1 pseudogene is annotated in these 850 nt (G+C 62.5%); it reads right to left on the bottom strand.

Features of this window, described 5'->3' with window-relative positions:
• Positions 1-850 (bottom strand): annotated as a pseudogene (locus tag SCT_RS15250) (RHS repeat protein); the annotation flags it as partial.

Here is an 850-nt window from a genome sequence, read left to right on the forward strand (position 1 = left end):
ACTGTCGGTGAGGCGGTTCAACAGGCCGCCGGGGCTCCAGCTGTAGCTGAGGGTTTTGAGGCCACGACTGTCGATGACTGAGGTGAGGCGGTGGCTGTTGTCGTAGCCGTAGGTGGTGATGGCTTCGGGGTGAACGGTCTGGATCACCTGGCCCAGGGCGTTGCGGGTGTAGGTGGTCAAGCGCCCGCCTTGTTCGGTGCGGCTTATCAGTTGGTGGCCGGTGTCCCAGGTGTAGCTGGTGGTCTGGTTTTTGGCATCGGTGACAGTCAGTGGGTTGTTGTTGGGGTCGTAGGCGATGCTCCAGAATTTGCCCAGGGCGTCGGTGCTTTTGGTCTTGCGGTTGAAGTCGTCAAACGCCAGGGTTTCCTGCACTTTGGTGATGTCGCTGGCTGCGCTGGTGCAGGGGCTCGGGGTGTAGCCGGATTTGACCTGGGTACGGCGGCTTAGGCTGTCGTAGCTGTAGACGGTGACCGGACACACGGCGCCGTAGGCGGCGTCGGTGTATTGCGGGCCGACGATGCGGGCGGGACGGTTGAGTTCGTCGTACTGGGAGGTGGTGGTGCGGTTGCTCTGGCCGCTGCCGCCGGCGGGAATTTCGGTGAGACTGGTGACGTTGCCGTTCTCATCGTAGTCGTACTGCAGGGTGTGGCCGCTGGTGTAGCTCTGGATGGCGGGCGAGCTGACGGTTTTAAGGCGGCCGTCGCGAGTGTAGTTCCAATAGGTGTTGCTGACGGTATTGCCGTTGGGGTCGGTGAGGCTGCGCACCTTGCCGTCAGCGTCTCGGCTGGATGAGACGGCGTTGCTTTCCTGATCGTAGGCGATGATGGCGCGGTTGGCGGCATCATAGCCG

Source organism: Sulfuricella sp. T08 (assembly GCF_000971475.1).
GTDB lineage: Bacteria > Pseudomonadota > Gammaproteobacteria > Burkholderiales > Sulfuricellaceae > Sulfuricella.